At 42.2% G+C, this 13,781-nt stretch carries 10 protein-coding genes; 5 read left to right on the plus strand and 5 right to left on the minus strand.

Annotation, left to right across the window (positions count from 1 at the left end):
- Positions 1-944: 944 nt before the first annotated feature.
- A complete protein-coding gene (locus tag HPK16_RS11745) occupies positions 945-2,435 on the minus strand; it encodes an SdrD B-like domain-containing protein (protein ID WP_181677136.1) in 1,491 nt (496 codons plus the stop codon).
- A 524-nt stretch (positions 2,436-2,959) separates the two neighbouring features.
- On the opposite strand from HPK16_RS11745, the gene HPK16_RS11750 reads away from it, so the two are divergent.
- Genes HPK16_RS11750 through HPK16_RS11770 form a run of 5 tightly spaced genes read left to right on the plus strand, consistent with a single transcriptional unit; the run spans position 2,960 to position 8,880 of the window.
- Positions 2,960-3,403, plus strand: coding sequence for a PTS fructose transporter subunit IIA (locus HPK16_RS11750; protein WP_181677137.1), 444 nt, complete (start codon positions 2,960-2,962; stop codon positions 3,401-3,403).
- Positions 3,404-3,419: 16 nt separating this feature from the next.
- Positions 3,420-4,892, plus strand: coding sequence for a PTS fructose-like transporter subunit IIBC (locus tag HPK16_RS11755; RefSeq protein WP_181677138.1), 1,473 nt, complete (start codon positions 3,420-3,422; stop codon positions 4,890-4,892).
- Positions 4,846-5,907 (plus strand): zinc-binding metallopeptidase family protein, encoded by a 1,062-nt coding sequence (locus HPK16_RS11760; RefSeq protein ID WP_181677139.1) that lies wholly within the window; start codon positions 4,846-4,848, stop codon positions 5,905-5,907. The genes HPK16_RS11755 and HPK16_RS11760 overlap by 47 nt, the downstream gene beginning before the upstream one ends.
- Before the next feature lie 56 nt (positions 5,908-5,963).
- A complete protein-coding gene (locus HPK16_RS11765) occupies positions 5,964-7,139 on the plus strand; it encodes a MalY/PatB family protein (protein WP_181677140.1) in 1,176 nt (391 codons plus the stop codon).
- Positions 7,140-7,143: 4 nt separating this feature from the next.
- Positions 7,144-8,880, plus strand: coding sequence for a PTS sugar transporter subunit IIA (locus HPK16_RS11770; protein WP_181677141.1), 1,737 nt, complete (start codon positions 7,144-7,146; stop codon positions 8,878-8,880).
- Positions 8,881-8,941: 61 nt separating this feature from the next.
- On the opposite strand, the gene HPK16_RS11775 is transcribed toward HPK16_RS11770, so the two are convergent.
- The 4 genes from HPK16_RS11775 to HPK16_RS11790 form a co-directional block, all read right to left on the minus strand.
- Entirely contained in the window at positions 8,942-11,293 is a 2,352-nt protein-coding gene (locus HPK16_RS11775; protein WP_181677142.1) for a polysaccharide lyase 8 family protein, read from the minus strand.
- Positions 11,294-11,602: 309 nt separating this feature from the next.
- Positions 11,603-12,031 carry a hypothetical protein gene (locus HPK16_RS11780; protein ID WP_181677143.1) on the minus strand — a complete coding sequence of 143 codons (429 nt, stop codon included), beginning with the start codon at positions 12,029-12,031 and terminating at the stop codon, positions 11,603-11,605.
- Between the two features lie 64 nt (positions 12,032-12,095).
- Complete coding sequence (locus tag HPK16_RS11785; protein ID WP_181677144.1) at positions 12,096-12,734, minus strand: hypothetical protein; 639 nt, start codon at positions 12,732-12,734, stop codon at positions 12,096-12,098.
- A complete protein-coding gene (locus tag HPK16_RS11790) occupies positions 12,731-13,150 on the minus strand; it encodes a permease prefix domain 1-containing protein (RefSeq protein ID WP_181677145.1) in 420 nt (139 codons plus the stop codon). The genes HPK16_RS11785 and HPK16_RS11790 overlap by 4 nt, the downstream gene beginning before the upstream one ends.
- Between the last annotated feature and the right edge of the window lie 631 nt (positions 13,151-13,781).

The raw sequence follows: 13,781 nt of genomic DNA on the forward strand, positions 1-13,781 counted from the left end.
GTGATTTGCTATAATGAAGACGAAAAGAGGGTCGTGCGTCAACACAACCCTCAAGTCAGAGCCGTCTGAAACGGTGGCCGTATTATAACGAAGAGATAACCGTTACTTTTTGGTCAAAGTAGGGACGGTTATCTCTTTTTGTCTTGGTCACGATCGATTTAGAGAACAAGCATAGCAAAGGATATTGCAATGCTCAGAGCTTCATACACAGACACTAGTTGCACTTCCTGGGGCAACGACAAATTAAGATAGATAAGGCATCACCCTTCCGATTGGACTAGCCTTCCGTCTCACACTTCTCTATGGATAGTATAGCAGATGCGGCAAATGAAAAGTGTTTATTTTACAAAAAAGTCTAATAGGCTAGAAAAGCAGTAAATCAGCCTTAAAAACCACAAAGATGTGCGGAATCCTAGTTCTGCTGATCTTTAATGACCGTCTATTTGGGTTGTAACTCGTTTTATTTCGGACAACCGGGAAGGATTACATGCTCGCTTTGCTCTCATGCATATTGGGGTTGTATCTCGCTTCATTTCGAACAACCGGGAAGGATTACATGTTCGTTTCACTCTCATGCATATTGGGTTGTAACTCGTTTTATTTCGAACAACCGGGAAGGATTACATGCTCGCTTTGCTCTCATGCATATTGGGGTTGTAACTCGCTTCATTTCGAACAACCGGGAAGGATTACATGCTCGTTTCACTCTCATGCATATTGGGGTTGTAACTCGTTTTATTTCGGACAACCGGGAAGGATTACATGCTCGCTTTGCTCTCATGCATATTGGGGTTGTATCTCGCTTCATTTCGAACAACCGGGAAGGATTACATGCTCGCTTTGCTCTCATGCATATTGGGGTTGTAACTCATTTCATTTCGTACAACCCCAACAAAAAAAGCCATTATTCGACGGGTTTGGCGTCGAATAATGGCTTTTACAAATTAAGGTAGTAATGGTATGTTTTGTTTGATTTCTTGAATAGAGCTCTTCGAATCAAACGTATACGCACCAACTAAACGTAGGCCTTGTAATGCAGGAGGAACTGTTCCTGTGTATACTGGGCTATAGCCGTTTGTGCCATCGATACCAATGTAGATTGTTTTATCAAATGCTAGTTTATCTAGTGTGAATTTGGTAATAAGCGATGATGTTGTTACGGATTGTATGACGTTTCCGTTTGCATCGTAAGCTGTTACTTTAGTTGCTTTACCAAACTCTAGTAGGTCTTTTTTGCCGTTCTTGTTTTTATCCACGAAAAGGTCACCAGTGATGACTGGGAGTTTACGAATTCCGAATTGGAAGTCTGTTGTTTTTGTGAATTTTAGAGCTGTTAGGTCATAAGAGTTACCCCAGATGTCGACTTTTGCAAAACGCATGGCTGGGATGTGGTTTAGAAGTGTTGCAACAGATTGAACATCAGCAAGCGTTGAATTGACACTTGTTGCAGCGTCTGTACCTAGAACTTTTTCTACATCTACTTTTTCTACGGCTTTAATTGCTTTTGGTAGGAAGTTTGCAAGTGCTTTGATGTAGTCGTTGTTCGGTGTTGTTGAGATGTCGCCTGTGTCGAGCAATGTTGGGTTATCCAAAATACCTTGAATGTCGCCACCGGAGATGATGTCGATAATCGCCGTTACTTTGTTGATATTACCAAGTAAATCGCCAACTGTTAGATTAAATGGTGAACGGACCATCACGTACATGCCTGGATCAACGTTTGGCATTGTGATTGTGGCACCTTTAGCGCTTGTTCTGAAAAGGATCGCGTCTTCGATGTCTAAGCTACCGCCGAGCGCGCCCATAATTTTAGAGTTTAAATCAAGTTCTGATAAACGACCGCTTGAAATAAGGTCTGCTGTTTTTTCTAAGTTAATGAAGATAAGTGTTTTTCCATCTGAAATGGATTCGTTGCTGTCCTTCACGCCGTTACCATTTAAATCTTCAAATGGTGTCATGGTTAGGTTTGTTGTTTTCTTTGTTGCTAAGTCTGCCCAAGTGACTACGTTCAGCGTGTTGATTGTGATTGCCGCGATTCCTGGGATTTGCTTTCCGGCTGCGTCTGTTGCTGAATTAGCTTGTACGACTGGTTTTGTTGTTGTTTCTGTGCCGTATTTGATGAAGTAGTTCCCTTTTGCAAGTTTCGTGAAGTTGTAAACACCAACTGCATTTGTTTTAGCGCTAGCGACGATGTTTGTTCCTGCTTGTGCGTCAGCCAGTGTTTTGTGAAGTGTTACGGACATGTTCGCGAGTGGTAAATCCAAGTTGTGCAATTCCATCACGCCATTGCCATTTGTGTCTGCGTATACTGTTCCAGAGACTGTGTAGATAGCCGGGTTCAAGATACTAGCGTTCGCTACTGGTGCAAATGATGCAAAAAAGACTGCAAAAATAATGACTAGAGCAGCGAAGCGTTTGTTGAAAAACTGTTTCATTAATAATTCCTCCCTTTTTAGTTCTAATTTTAGTTTAGCGGGTGAACTAGTAAAAGGCAATGGGATGGAAAATATGGAGCGGGAGGTGAATAGGTCATTTTAGATTGTTTATAAAAAGTTATATTTATATCTAATTATTCGTATGGAGGTCTTTCGGATAATTTAAAAACGTGATAAAAGTATCATTTGATTATTTGAAAGAAAAATAAATTTTGATCTAAATAAGGAAAAAAGTTTGGGTTTCTGCAATAGAATGGCTAATTGAATAAACATAAGAAACAATTTTGCCGGAAACGTTCATAAAGATTTCACATATAGGAAATGGTGCTTATTTTGGGTAGGATAAGTATAAGTTGATACCTGTAAAAGTTCTAATCATAACTTTAAAATAGGTTCCTGCACTTTATGTCATCACCGGTGTGACATTTCTGTTGTTTTTTTAGTAAGCGTTATCAACTATACTGAAATAGGACAAGGAAACAGTGGCAATGTGGCAAGTAAATAGAATTTGGAGTTGAGTGAAAATGGAAATAATGACAATTAGTGGAATAAACTTGGAAATGCAAGGAAAGACGAAAAAGGAGATTTTGCAAGAGTTTGCGGACTTGGCTGTTGTGAATGGAAAAGTGACGGATGCGGCGGGATTTTATAAGGATCTTTGTTTGCGGGAAGAGGAGTCGACTACTGGATTCGGTGGCGGGATTGCGATTCCACATGCGAAATCGGCCTTTGTAGCGGAAGTTGGTGTTTTAGTTGGTCGTGGGGAGAATCAGGTGGCTTGGGAAGCGATGGATGATCAGCCGGTGCATTGCTGGATTTGCTTGCTTGTTCCGGAAACTGGCGGTCAGGAACATTTGCGGCTGTTGTCGCAGTTGAGTCGGAAACTGATGGATCCTGAATTTGTTGGGAAATTAAAAGCAGGTACAAAAAGCGAGATCTTGACGCTGGTTCAAGGCGTTATTTCATAAAAGGGAGCGAAGGAAGATGACGAGTTTAAACATTGTAGCGATTACGAACTGTCCGGCGGGCATTGCGCATACTTACATGGTGGCCGAGGCGCTGGAACGTAAGGCAGTTTCACTAGGATATACGATAAAAGTGGAGACGCAGGGCGCGAGTGGTGTGGAGAATCATTTGACACCAGCGGAAATTAAGGCGGCGGATTATGTTATTCTGGCGCTCGGACGGACGATTAGTGAGGAAGACCGATTCCGTTTTGCGAACAAGAAAGTGGTAGAGCTGAAGGTTTCGGAAGCTCTGAAGCAGATTGAGACGATTTATGATGATTTGGAAAGTAAAGCGACGTTATTTACGACCGATAGCAATATTAAAATCGGAAATCAGGAAGCACCGACAGGAAGTGTAATGAGTCATTTGATGGCAGGTGTTTCTGCGGCATTGCCGTTCGTTATCGGTGGTGGTTTACTCGTCGCGATTGCTAATATGCTCGTGCAATTTGGGATGCCGTATGTTGATATGGCGAATGGTGATCCGTCGTTTGCTTGGGTCGTTGAGACAATTGGTTATTTAGGATTCAAGTTTATGATTCCAATTATGGGTGCGTATATTGCGAGCTCGATTGGGGATAAACCCGCCTTTGCACCAGCGTTTCTGGTCACGTATTTGGCGAATGATAACACGATGCTTGGAACGGAATCGGGCGCTGGCTTTTTAGGCGCGGTAGTTCTAGGACTTGCGATTGGTTATTTTGTGAAATACTTCCGAAAAGTCAAACTGGGCAAGGCGTTGCAACCGCTTCTTGGTTCGATGTTGATTCCGTTTGTGACGTTGTTTATCTTTGGTATTTTGACATTTTACGTATTAGGGCCTGTGATGGGTGGCATGATGGACGGAATGCTGCATTTCTTGAACACGATTCCGACCGAAATGAAATTGGCTGCGGCGTTCCTAGTTGGCGCGATGCTTGCGTTTGACATGGGTGGACCGGTGAATAAAACGGCTTGGTTCTTCTGCTTCTCGCTGCTTGACAAAGGGATTTATGATTGGTACGCGATCGTTGGTGTTGTAGCGTTGATGCCTCCAATGGCCGCTGGAATCTCGACTTTTATCGCACCAAAATTATTTACAAAACAAGAAAAAGGCGCGGCGATCAGCTCGATTATCGTTGGTTCGACGGTTGCGACGGAGCCTGCGATTCCATATGCGCTGGCGGCTCCGTTTCCGATGATTACGGCAAATACGCTTAGTGGTGGTATTGCTGGGATGTTGACGATTATGTTTGGAATTCAAAGGCTAGCACCTGGGATTGGAATGTTTGACCCGCTAATTGGCTTGATGTCACCGTGGTACTGGTTCTATCTTGTTTTAGCGTTTGGTTTAGCTTTGAACATTTTCCTCATTATTGTACTGAAAACTTGGTGGTTAAAACGGAAAGAGGCGAAACGAAAAGATGGAGACGAATTTACTGAAACAACTGGTGATGGCATCGGGAACTAGTGGTGATGAGCAAGAAATCCGCGAAATTTTGTACAAAGAATTAGTAAATGAAGCGGATGAAATTACATTCGATGGTTTGGGCAGTTTTATCGCACGCAAGGGTTCGAAGGGGCCAAAAGTGGCGATTATTGGGCATATGGATGAGGTTGGTTTTATCGTGAAGCATGTTTCGGAGGACGGTTTTCTGTCGTTTGATACGGTCGGTTCGTGGTGGAATCAGAGTATGTTGAACCACCGGGTGGAGATTCGGACTAGATCAGGAAAAGTGGCGGGGATTATCGGTTCAATTGCCCCGCATGCGCTGAGTGATGCGGATAAGGCGCGCCCGATGAGTCATGATGCAATGTTTATAGATATCGGAGCGGACTCGGCGGAAATGGTGGCGTCTATGGGCGTCGCGGTCGGTGATTTTGTTTGCCCAGAGCCTAATTTTGCAGAGTTGACGCCGGATCGGATTTTAGGGAAGGCGCTTGATAACCGGGCTGGATGCGCGCTTGTGACGGAGCTTTTCAAAAGATGTGAGAACGAGGAAATCACGTTGTATGCGGTGGCTACAGTGCAGGAAGAGGTCGGGCTTCGCGGTGCGCAAGCGTCGGCGGAAGCAATTGCCCCGGATATTGCGATTGTCATTGATACGATGGTCGCTGGTGATACGCCGGGATTTGATCGGGTTAAATTTCCGCTAAAACTAGGTTCTGGTGCTGCATTGGCGCTTTTTGATAAACGTTATATTCCACATCAAAAATTGAAGCAGGACTTGATTGATACGGCGCAAAGTATGGAGGAACCGTTGCAGTTTTGTACGATGAAAACGGGGGCAACAGATGGTGGGCGCTATAATGTGATGGGTGGTGGTCGTCCAGTTGTGGCGTTCTGCTTGCCGACGCGTTACTTGCATGCCAATTCGTCGATGATTTCGCGGGCGGATTATGATAGTTTGGCGACGCTGCTAGATCAGTTTTTAGCGACATATAATACGGAAAAACATGCGATGATTTGTCGTTATATTGGATAAAATTCGGAAGGCTCGGCGGACGCGCTGGGCTTTTCATAGGAAAGAGCTGACTGGAAATGGGAAAATACGATTTTAATGAGGTCGTGGATCGGAAAAATACATATTGTACGCAGTGGGATTATATCGAGGACCGATTTGGGGAAGCTGATTTACTGCCATTTTCGATTTCGGATACGGAGTTTCGGGTTGCAACGCCAGTTCTTGAGGTGATTCAGGAACGGGTGGCGCACGGTGTTTTTGGCTATTCGAGGTGGAATCATGAGGCGTTTAAGGGGAGTATTATTGATTGGTACAAGAAGCGTTTCGATGCGCATTTTGACATGGATTGGGTGTTGTATAGTCCTACGGTTTGTTACGCTATTTCGGTTCTAGTACGTTTGAAAAGTGCAGAACGAGATCGTGTGGTGGTTTTTTCACCGATGTATGATGCTTTTTATAGCCTGATTCAGGAAAATAATCGCGAACTAGTTGAAAATGAGCTTTTGTGGGATAATGGTACGTATCGCATTGATTTTGAGCGTTTGGAGGAGCAGTTGCAGGGAGCTAAGATTTTACTGTTGACGAATCCGCATAATCCAACAGGTCGGGTCTTTCAAAAAGCGGAATTAGCAATGATTATTGAAATTTGCGAGCGATTAGGTGTTTTTATTATTTCCGATGATATTCACATGGATATTGTGTATGGAAATGCGCGCTATACGCCGATTCTGGGCTTGGTAGAGAACCCTACGAACATGTGTATTTGCACGTCGGCTAGTAAAACGATGAATACGCCTGGGTTGATGGGATCTTATTTATTGGTGCCGGACAAATTGCTTCGTGAAGCCTTTTTGAAGCAGTTGAAGCAACGTGATGCGCTTTCGTCGGTCAGTATTCTAGGAATGTATGCGACGATGGCCACCTACAATGAAAGCGCGGATTATGTGGATGAACTGGTGGTACATTTGGAAAGCAACATGCATTTTCTGAAAAGTTATATCGCGAATCACATGCCAGAAATTCATTTTGAGATACCAGAGGGAACGTACTTGGCTTGGCTGGATGTTTCTACGCTTGGTGTGTCGAAGGAAGTCTTACAAGATGCGTTGATTCATGTTGGAAAAGTGGCGATTATGCCGGGTGAAACGTATGGCGGAAAAGGTTTTTTACGAATGAATGTGGCGTGTTCGCGAAGCAAGTTAGTCGATGGTTTAGAACGGATGCATAAAGCAATTTTGACATTAAGGGGGTAAAGCGATGCTAAATCAGCGACAAATACAAATCATGGAACGGCTGGAAAATGGCAAAGCAAGCGGTTTAGAACTCGCAAAATTAACAGGAACCTCGAAAAGGACGATTTTGCGGGATATTTCTCAAATGAACCACTTACTTCAATCGGTGGGGGAGATAAGCTCTAGTCAAGCGGGTGGATACCAATTGCATATTCAGGATAAAATGGCTTATCGGAAGCTTTTGCATCAGTCTATGTATGATGATGAGCTTATTTTGCTGGAGCTGTTGCGCCATGATTTTCGAACACTCGATGATTTAGCAGCTACCTTATTTTTGTCAAAACCAATGATATCGGAGAAAATTGTTTTTTTGCGGGGACATTATGCGAATCGTTTGGAAATTAAATCGAAGCCGAATTACGGGCATTATTTGGATGAGCCGTTATTCCGAAAAATGATTGTCTTGGCGAATTTGATTGATAAGAATCCTATTTTCTTCTGTGAACGTTTAGAAATTCCGGAGGGTGAGTATGATGCTCTGTTACGGAGAATTAGGGAGCTAGATGTGGCAAACTATTATCCAAATATTCATTCTGCCCACTTAGTGAGTTTAATTTTGGCGGCGATTGTTTTGGGGGATGGGGAGGATGCACAGGAAACTTCCTTTTTGGACGAATTAGAGCTTCCCGTGGCGGCGCAACATCTGTTATCGCAGTTTTTTAAGATGCAACAACGGAAAAGTCAGGCGATTACGACGAGCGCGATGCAGGAAGTTTTGCAGAGGCAAGGGGAGCAATATAGTGCGCTAGTTTTTGATATGGAATTGGTGGAGCAGTTGGTGGGGCACTTGAAGCGAAGTATTGCGTATCCAATTATTTTGCATGATCGCAAGTTGCATAACATTTCTAATATTAAGGCAGTCTATCCATTGGCTTTTGATTTGAGTATTACGTTTGTGGCTAATGTGAATGAGCTATTTGGTATCGAATTGTATGATATCGATTTAATTGGACTTTATTTCTCGTGTGCGATGGAGCGGGGTAGGCAAGCCGCGGCAAAAGTGGTATTATTTTCGGATCAGTATGCAGTGGCTAGCATTAATAAACAGATGATTGAGCGGGAGATTCAGACGGTTGAGGTCATTGTTGTGATGCACCAAAAGGATTTGCAACGGACGCTTGAGCAGCAGGATATTAAGTTGTTATTGAATAATCATGCAGTTTATCCGGATGTGGGTGCAGATGTGGCATGTATCGAAATCAAGAAAATAATTACGAAACCGGAGTTGCAGGAGATTCAGGACACTTTAGAAAAAATTGATGTTCGCAAAAATATTTGTACTTTTTTCCCCAAGGATTTGGCGATGGATTATGATAACAAAACGGAAGAAGATTGGGACATGATTGTGCGCGGAATTTGCGAGGAACTTGTAGAAAAAGCGATTTTAACCCCAGATGAAGCGTTTAAAATTCAGGAACGTGAGCAAAAAGGGAATAATTTAGTGATTAACCATCTGGCGTTACCGCATTGCACGACGGAAAGGAACCAAGCATTTTTTGCTGTTTTTGTGCATTTAGCGAGGCCGGTTCAGGTGGATGGAACGGTTGTACAGAATGCTTTGATTGCTTGTGTGAATCCAAATGTGAGTACGGAGTTGAAGGTGTTCAGTTATTTATACTACGTGCTAAATGAGCATGATGACGAGACGATTTTAGGATTACCAGATTATGATGCTTTTATCGCTTGTATTGTAAAAAATTAAAAGCAGGATTCGCGCTTTCCCTTGAGATAAGGTGCGTGATCCTGCTTATTTTTTATGATGATTATTTTCCGAACAGAACGCTAAACGATTTGCCGTTTTTAGCAGCGGTATTGATTTGAATGCGCCAGTTTTTTCCTTGTGTTGTGACACTTGCTTCTGGGGATTTACTTTTAATTTTGTGACCTGCAACTTTTGGTACTAAAAATACAATTTTGCTTTGTTCCATCGATGGGTCTGATAATGTGACTTTTTGTAATGTAGCGGATTTGCGGATCATGATGGAGCCGCGGGTTTGAGCTACGATACCGTTTAGCGTGCTAGCTTGGCGGAAGTTTGCAATCCAAAGATTCTGCGATTTATCGAACACGGCTTGTTGATTTAGATTGTTAGCGCGGATTTCGATATCGATTTTTTTGCTGTAAGCTTCAGTTGCTTGCTTAGATTTTCCTGGTAATAGGATGTAGCCGTAAGATTTATTTGTTGGCTTTTTGCCGTGGGAGATCGTGATGCCTGCATAGTTTGCGCTCACTAGTTCGTTGCGATTTCGAATGTTTAGTGTATTCCAGTTGCCTGCCTTTGTTTTTTTATAGGCTGTGACGTTGGTGGCGGTTGGGAAAACGTAACCGATACTTTGACTTGGACTTGCGCCGTTTAGATAGGCCCACTTGGTCGTGATATTTTTGGTTTGACCGAGATTTATTGTTTGGCCGCCAACGACGAATGTATTGAGATTCGTATGGAGCAATTTACGGTTTTCAACAATGGTTTCGGTATTTAGATTTTCTTTTGAGGTGATGCCGGCTCCTAAAGCGACGATTCTACCGTTCAAAAAGAACCAGGATTTACGTGCATCAAGCGTGCTTCCAGTCACATTTTTCATGTTGTAGTGCATCGTTGCTGAGCCGTTTTGTTGATCGGAAACGCCGCCAGACCAAGGTTGGGGGTTGAAGTATTTGGCATTGTCTACGGTAATCGGTTTTGTTTTATGATCGGTGGTGGTACCCGCGAGACTAGTCATGTCAACGGTTGGGTAGTAATTGCCCTCGTATGCTTCATCGCCATTATATAGATAAAGGGAGCCGGTTCCTGTATAGTAGCCGAGTTTGTTTTGGCCGCCGATACTTTCAAAAGCGGATACTTTTTTAGAAAACATACTGATTCCAGCGACGTAAGTGGGCTTTGTGTCAACCATTTGACTTGCACTGGCCATCATTTTGTTTTGTGTCCGTGTTGGATAGGTGGCAGGGATTTTTTTATTTAACAAGATAGCTTGGAATGCTTGAGCTTGTGGTAGTGTTAGATTTTTATAGAAATCAGTTTTTAAGGATTGACTGATAATTGAAGATTTCATAATATTGGCATATTTCGCGCGATATGCGATATTTGTATTTTTTTGGCTGATTGTAAACATATCATAGATTATTGTGTGCGCGACTTGTTCATTTGTAACAGCTTTTAGCGAAACGCCACGGCCTCGGGTCATATCCAGGACCTCATCTTTATAGAGAGCGGGAAGGTACGCATTATCGAGATAACTGAACATGGTTGGGAGGGAGCGGAAACTGCCAAAGGATTTCGTGCCAGCCAGCAATTGATAAAAGTCAGCGCTACGAGCTAAAACATCGGCGCCGTAACCAGTTGTGTATGGTGTATTCGTGTGTTGAATGAATGATCCATCTGCGTAAAAACCGTCGCCAGAAGTGACGGGTGTATAAACGCGTCTTACAATTTCAGCACCGAGATTTATTTTGGCTTGGTCATTCCCTATAACACCCCGTAATGTAATCACAAAGCCTTTATTAATGCGGTTAGCGCCAGTTCCGATAGTCCGTTCACTTGCAGTTGCTGGTTCAAAATGATCAATAGCTTTTAGGTAAGTCTGTAGAGTAGCGGCAGGGATATCGGTTTTCATTAAGGCTAATATATTCACAAGTGAAATCGGTGTACCAATTTGCAAATCATACCAGTTATAAGGAGACGATGCGCTGACTTTTTCATTATAGATATTGGTGTGAAACCAGTTTAGTGAGTAGAGAATATCTTGTTTAAGTGCTGGTTTGTGATAGTAAATCGAGTTTGGTGTTTGGTATAAAATTGCCATTTTTTGAATGTTTGAAGCGATAATGGTGATTTGTGTAGAACTCGTTTTCCAAGCTGTTATGTTCGAGAAGAGATAGTTTTTCTTTGGATCTTTGTTCAGTCTGCTTAGTACGCTTTGCTGTAGTTCGCGTTCCTTTTCAGCTAAGGTTAGTTTTAAGGCAACATTAGAGTTGGGAAAGGCCTTACCAGTCAAAGATACTTTCCAATTGTTGAGTGACATATTTTGTTCAGCGGTTGTTTGAGCATATGTTTTATCACTAATGATAAGTAATAAGGATATCATTAGAAAAAAAATCATTATATATTTTTTCATGGTAATTGCACCTCTATCTTCATATTTTAGACACATTATTTACGATAAAGTGACTTTCCTTACTTGATTACCCGAGAAAATGCGAGGGAAAACACAAAAAAATATATAAAGACACAAAATAGACACATTTGAAAAGCGTTCAAATTATATGAAAGTATAAAATATTACTTTAATCATAAAGGTATGACGTAAATGGTTTTAAATTAAATGTAAAAAATATTACTTTATGTATTTCGATAAAAAAATTTTAAAATAAGTGAATTTTAGACAAACAAAAAACCTACTGAGAGCCAGCAGGTTTTTTGGGGATTATTTTATTTTGCCTAGGTCTAAGATGATTTTAATTGCGAATAATAAGATGATAAGTGGTAGGAAGACACCGCCCAATTGTCTGCTGAAGATACTGTTTGCTGCCGATAAAATAACAAACACACTTAGTGCGAAATAGAGCATTTTAGGGACGGCAATGCCTTTTCTGAGTTTGGAGTAATTATTGAATAGTAATAAGGCGAAAATCGCGTACAAAACGCAGAATATCGATGCTAGAATTCGCGCGATTTGTAAGGCATGAATCGCATCGGCCCCAACACCCTTTGTAGACAGCGTGAATAGGAAAAACACACCTAGCAGGGTGAATAGGGCGAACAGCGTACAAATAATTGCAAGCGTTAATGTCATCCAGCGCGGATTTGTCAACTGGGCACGTAAAACGGCTTTTTCGTCTAGTTGATTTTCCATTTTTATAATAGCTCCTTCAAATAAAGTTTTTGATTCTATTTGAATGTACCATATATGCGCCGAATTATAAAGTTGTCATGTGACGTTTTGTACTAAAAAAGTATAGCGAGATTGGCCACCATACAACGGCGAAAATCGGATAAATCGCCCAAATTACGCTTGGTGAGAATGCCCAGTTCATGCCGATAACAAAGGCGCTAATCCAAATACTAGCTTGAATGGAAAAGGAGAAAAAGGACTTGTGTTTGGCATGATATAACGATAAAGGCCACCAACCAACTGCGAAAATAATCGCGATGACCCATGGATAGTTAGGTGAAAAGGCAACGTTAAGCAACGCATAATAGATAATCGTTGTCGTAGCACCAATCACAGCCGCAGTCATCGTATAAGCTTTTTTCCCGAAAGCTGTAAAAACAGGCCAGAAAACAAGCGGATAGAGGGCGTATAGAACCCAGAGCAAGTTTGGCGTTTCGCGTAGGTTGATAACAGTTAGCAAGATAATGAAGACGGAACTCGTGAAGAATGCGAACTGTTTCAAATTTTGGCGGTAAACGAAATACATGGATAATGGCCACAGAAGTAGGGCGATGCATGGGTAGATGCTCCAGTCGAGCGTTGGTGTGAGGAAATAATTAAGCATGACTAGGAAAAACATACAAATCGCGCTACCGACGATAGAAAAACTGACTAAACCTTTCAATTCATAACCTCCCCTTGGACGCGAAGGCATCTAAAATACATGGCGAGCGGCCACCAAACAATTGCAAAAGCAGGGAAAACGACCCACAGAACGGTTGGCGTGTAAGAAATATTGATGAATAGTAGTAAGCCGATGATGAGAGCGGCACCAACGAGTGAGAATTGGAAATGCGTCCAAGCAAGATAGGCTTTAGGCGGTTTTACACGAGCCTCAGCCAGTTCCATACGCAGATCCGTCAAATCACCGAGTTCCACAATCGCTTTATTAATCGCGTCCTCCTCCGATTTTCCTTGGGCCATAAGGATATCAACTTTGTCCTCGAGACCGTGCAAGATTTCCTCTTTCATGAATAAACTTTCCTCCGTTACCGGAATATCTGCGAATAATTGTTCGACATGTTTTTTAATAGTTATCATTTTTAAAACCTCCAAAGTATTCAAAAATACAACTGCGCGCACAGTGTTCTATCTGATAGAGTAATGATAGCACGGATTACTCTATGTGTCAAAGTAATCTGTTGTGGCTCTTATGAAGCGTACTATGCTGAATTAGAGCCTCAATATGCATGAGAGTGAAACGAGCATGTAATCCGCCAGTGGGCGATTGCAACGGGGAATGAGGAATAACCCCAAAACAGATAGATACGTGGGAAACCAAAACGCCTGTAGCAGGTAACATGAAAAACCGCAGAATAAATAAGACCCAAGAAACCAAAGTCCCCCAATATGGCTAGGAGCGTTAGCGAGTTGGCGAAACCGACAAGAGTATGAGATTTGAGAAAAATAAAAACTCTGATCCTACCAGCGAATGAGAAAGTCGGCAAACCAAAACATGAAAAACTACAGAACAATTAAGGACCAGTAAACGACCGAGCCACAATATGCATGAGAGTGAAACGAGCATGTAATCCACCAGTGGGTGATTGCAACGGGGAATGAGGAATAACCCCAAAACAGATAGATACGTGGGAAACCAAAACGCCTGTAGCAGGTAACATGAAAAACCGCAGAATAAATAAGACCCAAGAAACCAAAGTCCCCCAATATG

It is taken from the genome of Paenilisteria rustica (assembly GCF_013820765.1).
Classification (GTDB): Bacteria; Bacillota; Bacilli; order Lactobacillales; family Listeriaceae; genus Listeria_A; species Listeria_A rustica.